Source organism: Sinorhizobium sojae CCBAU 05684, from assembly GCF_002288525.1.
Classification (GTDB): Bacteria; Pseudomonadota; Alphaproteobacteria; order Rhizobiales; family Rhizobiaceae; genus Sinorhizobium; species Sinorhizobium sojae.
Map to the genome: position 1 here is coordinate 696,250 of NZ_CP023067.1, position 14,439 is coordinate 710,688.

14 protein-coding genes are annotated in these 14,439 nt (G+C 61.9%); 13 read left to right on the forward strand and 1 reads right to left on the reverse strand.

Annotation, left to right across the window (positions count from 1 at the left end; genetic code table 11):
- Positions 1–141 precede the first annotated feature (141 nt).
- Positions 142–1,026 (forward strand): 4-hydroxy-tetrahydrodipicolinate synthase, encoded by an 885-nt coding sequence (gene dapA, locus SJ05684_RS03365; protein ID WP_034854312.1) that lies wholly within the window; start codon positions 142–144, stop codon positions 1,024–1,026.
- The gene (gene smpB, locus SJ05684_RS03370) at positions 1,026–1,505 is read left to right on the forward strand and encodes an SsrA-binding protein SmpB (protein ID WP_034854311.1); all 480 of its coding nucleotides are present in this window, start codon (positions 1,026–1,028) and stop codon (positions 1,503–1,505) included. The genes dapA and smpB overlap by 1 nt, the downstream gene beginning before the upstream one ends.
- 279 nt (positions 1,506–1,784) lie before the next feature.
- Here the strand turns inward: smpB and SJ05684_RS03380 are convergent, their stop codons facing one another.
- Complete coding sequence (locus SJ05684_RS03380) at positions 1,785–2,363, reverse strand: LabA-like NYN domain-containing protein (RefSeq protein ID WP_034854310.1); 579 nt, start codon at positions 2,361–2,363, stop codon at positions 1,785–1,787.
- Positions 2,364–2,838: 475 nt separating this feature from the next.
- On the opposite strand from SJ05684_RS03380, the gene rpoZ reads away from it, so the two are divergent.
- From rpoZ to SJ05684_RS03440, 11 genes are all read left to right on the forward strand, one after another.
- On the forward strand, positions 2,839–3,243 hold the full coding sequence (gene rpoZ, locus SJ05684_RS03385) for a DNA-directed RNA polymerase subunit omega (protein ID WP_034854309.1): 405 nt from the start codon (positions 2,839–2,841) through the stop codon (positions 3,241–3,243).
- Between the two features lie 105 nt (positions 3,244–3,348).
- Entirely contained in the window at positions 3,349–5,574 is a 2,226-nt protein-coding gene (locus SJ05684_RS03390; protein ID WP_034854308.1) for a RelA/SpoT family protein, read from the forward strand.
- Positions 5,575–5,849: 275 nt separating this feature from the next.
- Positions 5,850–6,002 (forward strand): DUF3563 family protein, encoded by a 153-nt coding sequence (locus SJ05684_RS03400; RefSeq protein WP_083846113.1) that lies wholly within the window; start codon positions 5,850–5,852, stop codon positions 6,000–6,002.
- A 286-nt stretch (positions 6,003–6,288) separates the two neighbouring features.
- On the forward strand, positions 6,289–6,762 hold the full coding sequence (locus SJ05684_RS03405; protein ID WP_244426624.1) for a DUF2062 domain-containing protein: 474 nt from the start codon (positions 6,289–6,291) through the stop codon (positions 6,760–6,762).
- On the forward strand, positions 6,759–7,178 hold the full coding sequence (gene acpS, locus SJ05684_RS03410) for a holo-ACP synthase (protein ID WP_034854306.1): 420 nt from the start codon (positions 6,759–6,761) through the stop codon (positions 7,176–7,178). Before SJ05684_RS03405 ends, acpS begins: the two co-directional genes overlap by 4 nt.
- 206 nt (positions 7,179–7,384) lie before the next feature.
- Positions 7,385–8,128, forward strand: coding sequence for a signal peptidase I (gene lepB, locus SJ05684_RS03415; RefSeq protein WP_034854305.1), 744 nt, complete (start codon positions 7,385–7,387; stop codon positions 8,126–8,128).
- Complete coding sequence (gene rnc / locus SJ05684_RS03420) at positions 8,128–8,844, forward strand: ribonuclease III (protein WP_085939051.1); 717 nt, start codon at positions 8,128–8,130, stop codon at positions 8,842–8,844. Before lepB ends, rnc begins: the two co-directional genes overlap by 1 nt.
- A gap of 8 nt (positions 8,845–8,852) precedes the next feature.
- Positions 8,853–9,782 carry a GTPase Era gene (gene era, locus SJ05684_RS03425; protein WP_034854303.1) on the forward strand — a complete coding sequence of 310 codons (930 nt, stop codon included), beginning with the start codon at positions 8,853–8,855 and terminating at the stop codon, positions 9,780–9,782.
- A gap of 46 nt (positions 9,783–9,828) precedes the next feature.
- Entirely contained in the window at positions 9,829–10,035 is a 207-nt protein-coding gene (locus SJ05684_RS03430; RefSeq protein ID WP_157211972.1) for a hypothetical protein, read from the forward strand.
- Positions 10,036–10,522: 487 nt separating this feature from the next.
- On the forward strand, positions 10,523–11,779 hold the full coding sequence (locus SJ05684_RS03435; RefSeq protein ID WP_034854301.1) for a cyclopropane fatty acid synthase: 1,257 nt from the start codon (positions 10,523–10,525) through the stop codon (positions 11,777–11,779).
- 190 nt (positions 11,780–11,969) lie between these two features.
- Positions 11,970–14,276: a Tex family protein gene (locus tag SJ05684_RS03440; RefSeq protein WP_034854300.1), complete on the forward strand. Its 2,307-nt coding sequence runs from the start codon at positions 11,970–11,972 to the stop codon at positions 14,274–14,276.
- The last annotated feature ends 163 nt before the right edge of the window (positions 14,277–14,439 follow it).

The window sequence follows — 14,439 nt, forward strand, 5'->3', positions numbered from 1 at the left end:
TTGCCGCGGAAACTGAGGGTAAATGCGCCGTCACGCCGCTTGCCGCGGCCATGTCACATGATTATGGTGCGGCAGTTTTTAACCGTCGAATGCGGCCAAAGCGTGAGCGTGTCTTGCCCTTCCAGCCGTCAGGAGTTGTGCATGTTCAAGGGTTCCATTCCCGCACTCGTAACCCCATTCACGTCCACCGGTGCCGTGGACGCGGATAGTTTCGTCGCGCATGTGGAATGGCAGGTGAAAGAAGGCAGCCACGGACTTGTGCCGGTGGGCACGACCGGCGAATCCCCGACGCTTTCGCATGACGAGCACAAGCAGGTCGTGGAACTCTGCGTCGAGGCGGCCGCCCGGCGCGTGCCGGTCATCGCCGGCGCTGGTTCCAACAACACGATCGAGGCGATCGAGCTTGCGCAACATGCCGAGCAGGCCGGCGCCGATGCCATCCTCGTCGTGACACCCTATTACAACAAGCCGACGCAGAAGGGCCTCTTCGCCCACTATGCGGCGATTGCCGAAAGCGTGAAGCTGCCGATCGTGATCTACAATATTCCCGGCCGCTCCGTTGTCGATATGAGCGTTGAGACCATGGCCGCGCTCGCTAAGGCGTATCCGACGATCGTCGGCGTCAAGGATGCGACCGGCAAGATCGAGCGCGTTTCCGAACAGCGCATGGCCTGTGGCAAGGGTTTCGTCCAACTTTCCGGCGAGGACGCGACCGCGCTCGGCTTCAACGCACATGGCGGCGTCGGCTGCATCTCCGTCACGGCCAATGTCGCGCCGCGGCTCTGCGCCGAATTCCAGGAGGCGACGCTTGCCGGCGATTATGCCAAGGCGCTGGAATATCAGGACAAATTGATGCCGCTTCACAAGGCGATCTTCATGGAGCCGGGTCTCTGCGGCGCGAAATATGCGCTCAATCGCCTCGGCCGGATGAGCCGCACGGTGCGTTCGCCGCTGCTGTCGACGCTGGAGCCGGCGACCGAGGCGGCGATAGACGCGGCACTCAGGCACGCGGGATTGATGAACTGATGGCACAAAAGGGCAGCGAGCGCACGGTCGGACGAGTGGTGGCGGAGAACCGCAAGGCCCGCTTCAACTATGAGATCGTCGACACCTACGAGGCCGGTCTCGTCCTGACCGGAACGGAGGTCAAGTCGTTGCGCGAGGGCAAGGCCAATATTTCGGAATCCTACGCCACCGACGAAGGCGGCGAAATCTGGCTGATCAATTCCTACCTGCCGGAGTATCTGCAGGCCAACCGCTTCAATCACGAGACGCGCCGCCGGCGGAAATTGCTTTTGTCGAAGCGGCAGGTCAACCGCCTGCAGGGCGCCGTTAACCGCGAGGGCATGTCCCTGGTGCCGCTCCGGATCTATTTCAACGAGCGCGGCCGGGCGAAACTCGAACTGGCGCTCGCCAAGGGCAAGAAGCTGCACGACAAGCGCGAGACGGCCAAGGAGCGGGACTGGAACCGGCAGAAGAACCGGCTGCTCAAGGAGCGCGGTTGAGTTTTTAGCTGGAGGCTCGCCCCTCATCCGCCTGCCGGCACCTTCTCCCCGCAAGCGGGGCGAAGGGACTCGCGGCAAGCGCCAGGCTAAAGTCCCCTCTCCCCGCCTGCGGGGCGAGGGCTAGGGTGAGGGACAAATGCACACCTTTACAGCGCCGCGCGTCTTTTCAGACGCGCAAAGGTCGCTGTAACTCTTTGAATCTGCGCATCGAGCTTTCCGAAAATCGGGTACGATTTTCGGGCCGATGCGCTAGCCGCTTGTTGATCCACAAACCCAGTCTTAGAGCTCCACGTCATCGGCGACCGGCTCGGCCGGCCGCGGCGTGCGTTCCGAGGGCTCGCGGCCGACCTCGCCTCTGAGCGTCGCGAGATCGATGAAATGGTCGGCCTGGCGGCGCAGGTCGTCGGCGATCATCGGCGGCTGCGTCGACATGGTCGAGACGACGGAGACCTTGCGCCCCTTTCGCTGCAGCGCCTCGACGAGGGTGGTGAAGTCCCCGTCGCCGGAGAAGATCACCAGGTGATCCACGGTCTCGGCCTGTTCCATGGCGTCGATCGCAAGCTCGATATCCATATTGCCCTTGATCTTGCGCCGCCCGAGCGAGTCGGTGAATTCCTTGGCCGGCTTGGTGACGACCTTGTAGCCATTGTAGTCCAGCCAGTCGATCAGCGGTCGGATGGACGAATATTCCTGGTCCTCGATGAGCGCCGTGTAATAATAGGCCCTGAGCAGATAGCCGCGTTTCTGGAATGCCTTGAGCAGCTTGCGGTAATCGATGTCGAAACCTAAGCTCTTCGAGGCGGCATAGAGATTGGCGCCATCGATAAACAGAGCGATTTTCTCCCGGGGATCGAACATCGTGATTTCCTCTTCCACGCCGGCGCATTGTACCCTACCGCCCCCGCGGAAGGCTGCGCATAAATAGGTGCACTACATTAATAATTGCTGGTAGGGCAAATAATGTAAGTTAGGCCATTGCATTAATCCAAGCGGCGTAGGCTGCCTATTGCAAATTTTAGCAGTCGCTGCAGTTCATCCACACGTTCAATTTACGATTGTCGGCAGTGTTTTTACCTCGCTTGCGATGAAATACAATTCACATCCGTCGCTGCACCCGCGTGCTTTGGGCGGCACATTCTACCATGCGGCGGAAAAGGATGTGAGCGCTGGATGCAGGAAAAACTTGAACTTGTGCGGTTTTGATTGTATCCGGGCGCTAATTCCAGAAATCGGAGCCAAGGGAGCCGTCACGTCACGGTAATTTCCGGTTTCGCGTCGTCAATCTGCGCAAGCGGCGCTGCCGCCGCGCTTTACAGTCGCAAAGGACAAGGCCATGGCCCGCGTCACCGTCGAAGATTGCATCGACAAGGTCGAAAATCGTTTCGAACTCGTCCTGCTTGCCAGCCACCGCGCTCGTCTCATTTCGCAGGGCGCCCAGATCACGATCGATCGCGACAATGACAAGAATCCGGTCGTCGCATTGCGCGAGATCGCCGACGAGACGCTGTCGCCCGGCGATCTGAAGGAAGACCTGATCCACTCGCTGCAGAAGCATGTCGAAGTGGACGAGCCCGAGCCCGATGCGGCTGCGCTCGCCCAGTCGGAGACGCCCGCCTTCGCGGAAGCTGCAGAGGAGGAAGACCAGCCGGAAGCGCTGACCTTCGACCGCATGTCCGAAGAGGAACTGCTGGCCGGCATCGAGGGTCTGGTTCCGCCGGAAAAGAGCGACGACTACTGAGATCCGTTCGGCAACAGCTGTTCCAACGTGTTTTCGAAGCAGTGCGCCACTCGTATGATTGGCGCACTTTTTTGTTTCTTGTGATTGCAATGGAGCCGCCAGCGGATGATGCGCCAATACGAGCTCGTTGAGCGCGTGCAGAGCTACAAGCCCGACGTCAATGAAGCCTTGCTGAACAAGGCCTATGTCTACGCCATGCAGAAGCATGGACAGCAGAAGCGGGCAAGCGGCGATCCCTATATTTCCCACCCCCTGGAAGTGGCTGCGATCCTGACGGAAATGCACCTCGACGAGTCCACGATCGCCGTGGCGCTGCTGCACGACACGATCGAGGACACGACGGCGACGCGACAGGAGATCGATGAACTCTTCGGCGAGGACATCGGTGCGCTGGTCGAGGGGCTGACGAAGATCAAGAAGCTCGATCTGGTCACCAAGAAAGCGAAGCAGGCGGAAAATCTGCGTAAGCTCCTGCTGGCGATTTCGGACGATGTCCGCGTTCTCCTCGTCAAGCTCGCCGACCGGCTGCACAACATGCGCACGCTCGATCACATGTCGGCGGAAAAGCGCGCCCGGATCTCCGAGGAGACGATGGACATCTATGCGCCGCTCGCCGGGCGCATGGGCATGCAGGACATGCGCGAGGAACTCGAGAACCTCGCCTTCCGACACATCAATCCGGAGGCATACGAGACGGTCACGAGGCGACTGGAGGAGCTCTCCCAGCGCAATGAGGGGCTGATCAAGAAGATCGAACAGGAACTGAGCGAGCTGCTCGAGGCCGAGGGACTTGAGAGTGCCTATGTCAAGGGTCGACAGAAGAAGCCCTATTCGGTCTTCCGCAAGATGCAGTCCAAATCGCTCTCCTTCGAACAATTGTCCGACGTCTGGGGTTTCCGCATCATCGTCGACGACATCCAGTCATGCTATCGGGCGCTCGGTATCGTGCATACCCGCTGGCGCGTGGTGCCGGGCCGCTTCAAGGACTACATCTCCACCCCGAAGCAGAACGATTACCAATCGATCCACACGACGATCATCGGGCCGTCCCGCCAGCGCATCGAACTGCAGATCCGCACCAAGCGCATGCATGAGATCGCCGAATACGGTATTGCGGCGCATGCGATCTACAAGGATCGCGACACCGTCTCGGGGGATTCGCCGCGGTCTCCGACCTCGAACGCCTATGCCTGGCTCCGCCGCACGATCGAGTCGCTTGCCGAAGGCGACAACCCTGAAGAGTTCCTCGAGCACACGAAGCTCGAACTGTTCCAGGACCAGGTGTTTTGCTTCACCCCCAAGGGGCAATTGATTGCGCTGCCCCGCGGCGCGACCCCGATCGACTTCGCGTATGCAGTACACACCAATATCGGCGACACCTGCGTCGGCGCCAAGATCAACGGCCGCATCATGCCGTTGGTAACGCGGCTCAACAACGGCGACGAGGTGGAGATCATCCGCTCCGGCATTCAGGTGCCGCCGCCGGCCTGGGAGGAAATCGTCGTCACCGGCAAGGCGCGCGCGGCCATCCGCCGCGCGACCCGTGCGGCGGTGCGCAAACAATATGCCGGCCTCGGCTACCGCATTCTCGAGCGCACCTTCGAGCGGGCCGGCAAGACCTTCTCGCGCGAGGGGCTGAAGCCGGTGCTGCACCGTCTCGGGCAGAAGGAGATCGAAGACGCGATTGCCGCCGTCGGCCGCGGCGAGCTTTCCTCGCTCGACGTGCTGCGCGCCGTCTTCCCCGACCACCAGGACGAGCGCGTGACCGTCAAGCCCAGTGCCGACGACGGCTGGTTCAATATGCGTAGCGCTGCCGGCATGGTCTTCAAGCTGCCCGGCCGCCCGAAAGAGGCGACCGCCGCGCAGCAGGCCGAGGGGCCGGATGCACTGCCGATCCGCGGTCTGTCCGGAAATGCCGAGGTGCATTTCAGCCCCGCCGGGGCTGTTCCCGGAGATCGGATCGTCGGCATCATGGACGAGGAGAAGGGTATCACCATCTTTCCGATCCAGTCGCCGATCCTGCAGAAGTTCGACGAGGAGCCGGAACGCTGGATCGACGTGCGATGGGATCTGGACGAGGCGAACAACAGCCGCTTCATGGCAAGGATTGCCGTCAGCGCGCTGAACGAGCCCGGCACGCTGGCGGAAATCGCCCAGGCCATCGCCACCACCGACGTCAACATCCGCTCGCTATCCATGGGGCGCGTGGCGGCCGATTTCAGCGAATTGCAGTTCGATCTCGAAGTCTGGGATCTACGCCAGCTCAACCATCTGATGACGCAGCTCAAGGAACTGCCAAGCATTTCCTTGGTGAAGCGGCTGTTCGCCTGATCCGAGGGCCGCGGGCATCGAAGGCTGCCGGCGTGGATGCAATGCCTACAGCGCCGCGCGTCTTATCATACGCGCAAAGGGCGCCGTAGCACTTTGCAATGCTGCATGTCTTTGTCCTTGAAGCGGGGTCGGTTCAAGGAAACATGCAGTAGCAAGATGGGCGGGGAACCGGAGTCCCATGCGCTCACTGCATGGCTGCCGCCTCATCCGAGCGCTGGTGTAGCAGGAGTGGCTAAACTATCTTTCGGCTTGGGAGGTAAACGAAGAGGTTTGCCATGTTCAAGCAGTTGAAGAAAATCACCCGCGCTCTGCATATCCCCACAGTCGAGGAACGCGAGATCGCCTATCTCAACGGTTCGGTCGATCGTATCGACCTCGAATACCGCCAGCGCCAGATCGATCGCGGCCTGTTCCGGAGCTACTACTGATCGGCAACCGCTGCGCGCAGGTCGGACGATCAAGAAACGGATCACTTGATCCATGCGCTGCTTGCATGGCTCCCGTGCCGCCCCACCGGTCGCGACCTCCCTTGCGTGCCGCGGTGCTCGCGCCTATCTTGCGCCCACAAAGGCGGGCGGGCCGTCTTGCGCCGATTTGCGGCGGTCTCAGTACGGGATCATGACGGCATAGATGTTATTCAGGCGCAGAAAACCGGTCACCCCAGCCGAACGACTCCGTGCCATGGTCTGGCCGCGCAAGGGTCGAGGTCGCGGCTTGCGTTATTTCGCCTTGCGTATCCTGCGCCTGAAGTCGTCGCCGCACTCGATCGCCGTCGGCGTGGCGGCGGGCGCAGCGTCGTCCTTCACGCCGTTCTTCGGTTTGCATATCGTCTTGGCCGTCATCCTTGCATCGGTCTTCTCGGGCAACGTGCTCGCTGCCGCCATCACCACGGTGCTGGCCAATCCGATCACGATACCGGTGATCCTGACCGCGTCCTACGAGATAGGCACCGCGCTCCTGGGTTCGCAGGGTGGTGAGACCGTCACCTCGGCGGAAATCGGCCGGATGATCGAGCATATGAACCTTGCCGAACTCTGGGGCCCGGTTCTGAAGCCGCTGCTCGTCGGTTCGATCCCGCTCGCCCTGGCCGGCGCCCTGGTCTTTTATCCGCTTGCCTTCCGGGCCGCCTGGCACTTTCAGAAGCAACGGCGGCACCAGCCTGTGCAGAAGGTCGGACATTCATCATGATCATCGGCATCGGCAGCGATCTCATCGACATCCGCCGCATAGAGAATTCGCTCGAGCGTTTCGGCGAGCGTTTCGTCCAGCGCTGTTTCACCGACATCGAAATCGCCAAATCCGAGGGCCGAAAGAGCCGCGCGGCATCCTATGCCAAGCGCTTCGCTGCCAAGGAGGCCTGCTCGAAGGCGCTCGGCACCGGCCTGGCGCAGGGCGTGTTCTGGAAGGACATGGGCGTTGTCAACATGCCGGGCGGCAAGCCGACGATGCAACTGACCGGCGGCGCGGCGGAGCGCCTCCAGGTGATGCTGCCGGTCGGGCACCGTGCGGCGATCCATCTGACGATCACCGACGATTTTCCGCTGGCGCAGGCCTTCGTGATTATCGAGGCGCTTCCGGTTGCTCCGGCGGATGGAACGGTTTAGAGCACTGCTGGGAAAACCGGACCCACTGTGCCACAGCCTTGTGCCTCCGAAAAAACGCACGGCACTGCAATGGTCGCTTGAAGCGCGGTGTTCCCGCAACATATAGGATCGACTTGCGCGGCGTCGCGCAGGCACGGGAGTGCGGGGGCAGTTGAATGTTGAATCGCAAGACACCCCCCGGGCAGGATGACAAGGAAGAACGCAGAGTGCGAGAGAAGACAGAAACGAAGCAGAGCGGCCTTTGGGAAAATCTGAAGGTCATCATCCAGGCGCTGCTCCTGGCTTTGGTCATCCGGACGGTTTTCTTTCAACCCTTCACGATACCGTCGGGTTCGATGATGCCGACGCTGCTCGTCGGCGACTATATCTTCGTCAACAAGTTCGCCTACGGCTATTCGAAATACTCACTGCCCTTCTCGCCGAACCTCTTCAGCGGACGGATCTTCGCGAGCGAGCCGGAGCGCGGCGATATCGTCGTCTTCCGTTTCCCGCCGAACCCGGACATCGATTACATCAAGCGTCTCGTCGGACTCCCGGGCGATCGCATCCAGGTGCGCAACAGCGTTCTCTACGTCAACGACAAGCCGGTCGATCGCGTGCCGGAGGGCACCTTCCGGGCGGACGACCAGTATGACACGGGCGGCGACATCCCGGTCTACCGGGAGACCCTGGACAACGGCGTCTCCTATGAAACGCTCGACCAGTTCCCGGATTCGCGCGGCGACAATACCCGCGAATTCATCGTCCCCGAGAGCCATTATTTCATGATGGGCGACAACCGGGACAACTCCGCCGACAGCCGGTTCGACGTCGGCTTCGTGCCGGCGGAGAACCTGGTGGGACGCGCTAGCCTGATCTTCTTCTCTCTCGGCAACGACACTTCGTTCCGTGAACTTTGGAAGTGGCCGGCGAACCTGCGCTACGATCGCCTGTTCAAGGGCGTCGAATGATGAAGGGACGCTCGCTGGGCGCGGAGGATCGGGCGAGGCTCGAAACCGCGATCGGTTATCAGTTCGCGGAGAAGGATCGGCTTGATCGCGCCTTGACGCATTCCAGTGCCCGAACAGCGCGGGGAAGCAACTATCAGCGCCTGGAATTCCTCGGCGACCGGGTACTCGGGCTCTGCGTCGCGGAACTGCTGTTCCAGACCTTTCGCGATGCCAATGAGGGCGAGCTTTCGGTGCGGCTGAACCAGCTCGTCAGCGCCGAGAGCTGCGCGCGGGTTGCCGACGAGCTTTCGCTGCACGAATTCATCCGCACCGGATCGGACGTGAAGAGAATAACAGGCAAGCACATGATGAATGTGAGGGCCGATGTGGTAGAGTCGCTGATCGCCGCCATCTACCTCGATGGCGGCCTGGAGGCCGCGCGGCGCTTCGTCCTCAAGCACTGGACCCATCGCGCCGAAAGCGCCGACGGTGCCCGGCGCGATGCGAAAACCGAATTGCAGGAATGGGCGCATGCCAGGTTTGGCGTCGCGCCGAAATACAGGACGGATGATCGTTCCGGTCCCGACCATGATCCCCGCTTCACGGTGACGGTCGAAGTGGCCGGGCTTGCGCCCGAGACGGGCATCGACCGCTCGAAGCGCGGTGCGGAGCAGATCGCCGCCATGAGGCTGCTGGAGCGCGAGGGTATTTGGCAGAATCGGTCTGCCGGAGATTGACGGATATCATGACGGATAAGGAACAGGAAAAGGGCGCCGGCGCTCGGCCGACCCGCTCGGGCTTCGTGGCGCTGATCGGCGCGACGAATGCCGGCAAATCGACATTGGTCAACCGCCTCGTCGGGGCGAAGGTGACGATTGTCAGTCACAAGGTGCAGACGACGCGGGCAATCATTCGCGGCATCGCCATTCACGACAATACCCAGATCGTCTTCCTGGACACGCCCGGCATCTTCAAGCCACGGCGGCGACTTGACCGCGCCATGGTCACCACCGCCTGGGGCGGCGCCAAGGATGCCGACGTGATCGTGCTGCTGGTCGACAGCGAGCGCGGGCTCAAGGGTGACGCGGAAGCGATCCTGGAGGGCCTGAAGGAGGTGCCGCAGCCGAAGGTTCTGGTGCTCAACAAAGTCGATCGGGTCCGCCCTGAGGAACTGTTGAAGCTTGCGGCCGCGGCGAACGAGGCCGTCAGCTTCGAGCGCACTTTCATGATCTCGGCTCTGAACGGTTCTGGCTGCGAGGACCTCATGGATTACCTTGCGGCTGCGCTGCCGGAGGGCCCCTGGTACTATCCCGAGGATCAGATTTCGGACCTGCCGATGCGCCAGCTCGCGGCCGAAATCACCCGGGAAAAGCTGTTCCTGCGCCTGCATCAGGAACTCCCCTATGCCTCGCATGTCGAGACCGAGAAGTGGGAGGAGCGCAAGGATGGCTCCGTGCGGATCGAGCAGGTGATCTATGTCGAGCGCGACAGCCAGAAGAAGATCGCGCTCGGCAAGGGCGGGGAGGCGATCAAGGCGATCTCGACGGCGGCCCGCAAGGAAATCTCGGAAATACTGGAGCAGCCGGTCCACTTGTTCCTGTTCGTGAAGGTGCGCGGGAACTGGGGCGACGATCCGGAACGCTTCCGCGAAATGGGCCTCGAATACCCGAAATAGCCTATGGTGCCGCCACATGTCGGCGCCGCTATCGAAGGCTGCGCGCATGGATGCGATGGTGTGTCCAGAAAAGTATGGCGCGGCGGTTCGATGCGGGTTGTCGTGCAATGTTCTTGTCGATGCCATCGGGAAGCTGGGCATCCGCGAGAGCGCGCTCCGGCGAGATCGAGCAACGCTATTACGGCTACGCGACGTCAATCCGATCGTGAACGAGGCGGCTGGAACCGCGATCGATTTTCCGACGCGCGCATGATTGGATCGGCTGCCCGGCCGAGGTATATTCGGAGCCGGCTCCATGTTTCCGTAAAGCGTAGTCCGCCGCGGTCTAGTCCGCTGCAGCGATCTTTGCGCGTCAGACAAGACGAAGGCCGTAGACGGCGCACGCCGGGCGCTACCTCAAACGTATAGCGACAGTTCTTTCGAATATACTGAGACGGCAAGTCCTTGAGGGGCCACGAAAAGCCCCATTGATAAACCGCCGAACCTCGCTAAGTTAATGGAAGTTCTGATGGATAGGAGCCCAACGGGCTTGCCTGACGACATTCCGGTCGCTGCTCCTGCGCGCAATGCCGGTTCAGCCTGCCGGAAGCCGTAAGGCGTGGCCCCGAGCGGTTTCCGCCGCCTTCTGGGCGCGACAGTTACGCAAGCGCAGCATGTAATTTCCGGAAGACGACCGAGCCGCCCTACGCCCCATGCCGAAGAACCGAAATGTCCGTCGTGGTCTGGCGTTGAGGTAGGATATGAATGCTGCATTTTTGAATCTGCTTCGCAGTCTGGTGCGGAAGGGCAATCTGACGGTCATCTTCGCGTCGGGTGAACAGGTCGTGTTCGGCGACGGCACGGGGAAGCCGGCGACCATAAGGCTCGTCGACGCCGAAGCGGAAAAGGCCATCGTGCGCGATCCCGGGCTGAAGTTCGGCGAAATGTACATGGACGGCCGCGTCGCCATTGAGGAGGGCGATATTTTCGACGTCCTTTCCATCGTCAAGAGCAATCGTCCGGAGAACGCCGCAAACATCGTGAACACCGCGGCGGCGCTGTGGCACGTGCTGCGCCAGCAGGTGAAAAGCCGGCTTCCGGTCAACCGCAACCGCCGCAATGTCGCGCACCACTACGATCTCGACGGCAAGCTCTTCAATCTCTTCCTGGATGAGGACTGGCAATATTCCTGCGCCTATTTTCATCCGCCGGGGATCTCGCTCGACGAGGCGCAGCGCGCCAAAAAGCGGCACATCGCCGCCAAGCTTTTGCTCGAGCCCGGCCAGAAGGTGCTGGAAGTCGGCTCCGGCTGGGGCGGCATGGCCATGTATCTCGCAGAATCTTCCGGGGTCGAGGTTACGGGCATCACGCTCAGCGAGGAGCAACTCAAAGTCTCGCGCGAGCGCGCGGAGAGGCGCGGACTTTCGGACCGCGTTCGCTTCGAATTGCAGGACTACCGTACCATGCAGGGGCGGCAGTTCGATCGCATCGTCTCCGTCGGCATGTTTGAGCATGTGGGCATCGGCAACTACGGCGTTTTCTTCCGCAAAATGAAGGAGCTCCTGAAGCCCGACGGCGTGATGCTGCTTCACTCGATCGGTCAGGTTTACAAGCCCTGGGCGACCAATCCCTGGATCGAGAAATACATCTTCCCCGGCGGTTACATCCCCGCGCTCTCCGAGGTTCTGCCTCCGGTCGAGAGCACCCGATTGCTCGTCAAGGACATCGAGATACTGCCGATGCATTACGCTTGGACGCTCAGGGCGTGGCGGGAGCGCTTCGTGGCACGGCGGGAGGAGGTGCTGAGGCTTTACGACGAGCGCTTCTTCAGAATGTGGGAATTTTATCTTGCGGCGTCGGAGACTGCGTTCCTCTACGACAAGCATTTCATCTTCCAGCTCCAGCTTTCGCCCTCGCTAGAGACGGTTCCGGTCTCGCGCGACTACATCGAAGCGAAGGAGCGGGAGCTCCTGGAATTCGAAAAGACCCGCTCTCGGCTTGAACTTGTTGCGGTTTAATGTTGTGAAACGCCCCTCATCCGCCTGCCGGCACCTTCTCCCCGCGCGCGGGGAGAAGGTCGCGGCAGCGGGATGAGGGGCGGCCATCCCCGATCTCCTGTGGAGTTCCAATCAGCAGCCTTCGCCCGTCCCTTGGCCTTGCCCAACCGCGCCGGTATTGTCCCGCTGGAAACAGAAGACGGAATGCAGAATGGTCACGACCGCAAAGCCCATCACCGCCATCATTGCAAGCGAGATCAAGGCGACCCCCGCCCAGGTCGGTGCCGCAGTCGAATTGCTCGACGGCGGAGCCACCGTGCCGTTCATCGCCCGCTACCGCAAGGAGGTCACCGGCGGTCTCGACGACACGCAACTTCGTATCCTCTCCGAGCGTCTCACCTATCTGCGCGAACTCGCGGCGCGGCGCGTATCGATCCTCGATTCCATCCGCGCCCAGGGCAAGCTCACCGATGATCTCGAAGGCAAGATAGCCGCTGCTGGCACCAAGGCGGAGTTGGAGGACATCTATCTGCCCTACAAGCCGAAGCGGCGGACCAAGGCGGAAATCGCGCGGGAGCGCGGCCTGGGTCCGCTCGCGGAGGCGATCCTTGCCGATCGCACCATCGCGCCGTCCGAGCGTGCGGTCGCCTTCCTGAGCGCGGATGTACCGGACGTGAAGGCGGCGCTCGATGGCGCCCGCGATATCATCGCCGAGGGCATGACCGAAAATGCCGACCTTCTCGGGCGCCTGCGCAACCACATGCGGGAAGCGGCCTATCTGCGCGCCAGGGTGGTCGACGGCAAGCAGGAAGCGGGCGCGAAATTCTCGGACTATTTCGACCATATGGAGCGCTGGGCCACCGCGCCCGGGCACCGGGCGCTGGCGATGCTGCGCGGCTGGAACGAGGAGGTCCTTTCCGTCGATATCGTTGTCGATCAGGACGAGGTTTCGCCGCAGAAGCCGGTCGAACGCATGATCGCGGCCGCCTATGATGTGCGCGGGTCCCTGCCGGGTGACAAATGGCTGATCGAGGTCATAGGCTGGACCTGGCGCGTCAAGCTTTCGCTGTCGCTCTCGCTCGACCTGATGCGCGAGTTGCGCGAGCGAGCCGAGGAGGAGGCGATCCGCGTCTTTGCACGCAATCTCAAGGACCTGCTGCTCGCCGCCCCGGCCGGCTCGCGCGCGACCATGGGGCTCGACCCGGGCATCCGCACCGGCGTGAAGGTTGCCGTCATCGATGGCACGGGAAAACTCCTGGAGACGACCACGGTCTATCCCTTCCCGCCGAAAAACGACGTTCGCGGCACGCAGGCCGAGCTCGCGTCATTGTTGCGCAAGCACAAGGTCGAACTGATCGCTATTGGTAACGGCACCGGCAGCCGCGAAACGGAGAAGCTCGTTGCCGACATGCTGGCGCAAATGCCCGCGCCGAAACCGACGAAAGTCATCGTCTCGGAGGCAGGCGCCTCGGTCTATTCGGCTTCGGAAGCGGCGGCCGCGGAATTCCCGGAGCTAGATGTCTCGTTGCGCGGTGCCGTGTCGATCGCGCGGCGGCTGCAGGATCCGCTTGCCGAACTCGTCAAGATCGAGCCGAAATCGATCGGCGTCGGCCAGTATCAGCACGACGTCGACCAGTCGAAACTCAACCGATCGCTGGATGCGGTCGTTGAAGATGCCGTGAATGCCGTCGGCGTCGATCTCAACACCGCTTCGGCGCCGCTTTTGGCGCGGGTCTCAGGTCTCGGCAAGTCGTCGGCGGAAGCGATCGTCGCGCATCGCAATGCGACAGGCCCTTTTGCCAACCGGCAGGAGCTCCTGAAGGTGCCGCGTCTCGGTGCGCGCACTTTCGAGCAATGCGCCGGTTTCTTGAGGATTCCGAACGGGTCCGAGCCGCTCGATGCCTCCGCCGTGCACCCGGAAGCCTATGGCGTGGCCAAGAAGATCGTCGCCGCCTGCGGCCGCGACGTTCGCTCGCTGATGGGCGATGGCGCTGCCTTGAGAAAACTCGACCCGCGGATATTCGTTGACCAGCGCTTCGGTCTGCCGACGGTCAAGGACATTCTCGCCGAGCTGGAGAAGCCCGGCCGGGATCCGCGTCCGAGCTTCAAGACGGCGACCTTTGCGGAGGGTGTCGACGATATCAAGGACCTGAAGGTCGGCATGCAGCTCGAAGGCACTGTGACGAACGTCGCCGCCTTTGGCGCCTTTGTCGATGTCGGTGTGCACCAGGATGGTCTCGTGCATGTGTCGCAGCTCGCCGATCGTTTCGTCAAGGATCCGCATGAGGTCGTCAAGGCCGGTGACGTGGTACGGGTGCGCGTCACGGAGGTCGATGTCGCCCGCAAGCGTATCGGCCTCAGCATGCGCAAGGATGGTGGCAATCACACCGGCCGAGAGGCGAGGGGAGCGAGCCCGAGTGGCGGCGATCGCAATGCGGGCGGGCGACCGCAGAAGGGCCAGGCGCCGGCACAGGGTGCGTTCGGTGCAGCGCTTTCGGAAGCGATGCGCAAAAAATAAGCGCCGTAAGGAACGGCTTTTGCCGCGGATCGTTAGTAGAACGACACGGTAGGCTGGGTTCCCTTTTTTCAGCTTTGAATCAGCCTTCCGTCATCCCTCCGGTGGCGACGCACGTCGTCCCATGCAGGTGTCGACCTTTAGGAATGCCGGTCTACTGCGGAAC